The organism is Streptomyces sp. ME19-01-6, from assembly GCF_033793745.1.
Taxonomy (GTDB): Bacteria; Actinomycetota; Actinomycetes; order Streptomycetales; family Streptomycetaceae; genus Streptomyces.
In genome coordinates this window covers 1-1,352 of the sequence record NZ_JARAXF010000103.1, presented here as the reverse complement: position 1 = coordinate 1,352, position 1,352 = coordinate 1, and the positions used below count along the sequence as shown (strand labels likewise).

The window sequence follows — 1,352 nt, the reverse complement described above, 5'->3', positions numbered from 1 at the left end:
ATGCCCCAGCACCACCGCCGCCTGAGCCCGCACCAACTCCGTCAACACCCGATCCCGCTCAACCACCGACAACAGCGCAAGACGCTCCCGCAAACCGCCGCCGCCGACGGGCACGTTGGCCGCCACCCGCTTGGCCGGGGTACGCACCAGGGCGCGGAAGAGCGGGGCGGGGTCCTTGTGCTTGCCGAGCGCGGACACATCGAGCCTGATCGGCACGGTGTGCGGGCGCGGCATCCGGAGGGCGGCGTCGAAGAGGGCCAGACCCTCGTCGGTGGTGAGCGCCTGGATTCCGGTGCGGCGCATCCGCTCCAGGTCGGCGGCGCCGAGCGCACCGGTCATGGCGCTGCGGTCGGCCCACAGGCCCCAGGCCAGGGAGTGCGCGGGCAGGCCTTGGGCGCGGCGGTGCCAGGCGAGTGCGTCCAGGAAGGCGTTGGCGGCGGCGTAGCTGCCCTGCCCGGCGGCGCCCAGGACACCGGCGGCCGAGGAGAACAGTACGAACAGCGACAGGTCCCGGTCGCGGGTCAGCTCGTGCAGATGCCACGCCGCGTCCACCTTCGGCCGCAGCACCACATCCAGCCGCTCGGGCGTCAACGCCGACACCACACCGTCGTCCAACGCACCAGCCGCGTGGACGACACCGCACAGCGCGGGCAACTCCGCCAACAACCCCGCCAACGCCTCACGATCAGCCACATCACAGGCCACCACCCGCGCCTCGGCACCGAGTCCGGCAAGCTCGGCCACCAAGTCGGCCGCACCGGGCGCGACCAGGCCACGGCGGCTGGTCAGCACCAGGTCCCGCACCCCATGAGCGGTGACCAGATGACGGGCCACCGCCGACCCGATGACCCCCGTACCCCCCGTGACCAGCACCGCGCCCTCCAACGGGCGAGGCGGCGTGGTCAACACCACCTTGCCGGTGTGACGGGCCTGGCTGAGGTGGCGAAAGGCATCAGGCGCCTGCCGGGTGTCCCATGCGGTAACCGGCAGCGGGGCGAGTACGCCCTCCTCGAACAGCTCCGCGAGGTGGGCGAGCATCTCCCCGAGGCGGTCGGCGCCTGCCTCGCCGAGGTCGAACGCGCGGTACGACACGCCGGGCCAGGCCTCGGCGACCTCGTCGGCCTGGCGGATGTCGGTCTTGCCCATCTCGACGAACCGTCCGCCGCGCGGCAGCAGCCTGAGCGAGGCGTCCACGAACTCCCTGGCCAGGCAGTTCAGTACGACATCGACACCCCGGCCGCCGGTCGCCTCCAGGAACCGGTCGGCGAACTCCAGGGTGCGCGAGGAGGCCACCCGCTCGGGCGGCACACCGGTCCCACGCACCACGGGCCACTTCGGCTCGCTCGCGGTCG

1 protein-coding gene is annotated in these 1,352 nt (G+C 72.9%); it reads right to left on the bottom strand.

Annotation, left to right across the window (positions count from 1 at the left end; translation table 11 throughout):
• Window positions 1–1,352, bottom strand: a 1,352-nt coding sequence (locus PV419_RS52805; RefSeq protein WP_319701234.1) for an SDR family NAD(P)-dependent oxidoreductase, incomplete at both ends; no start/stop codon positions are given.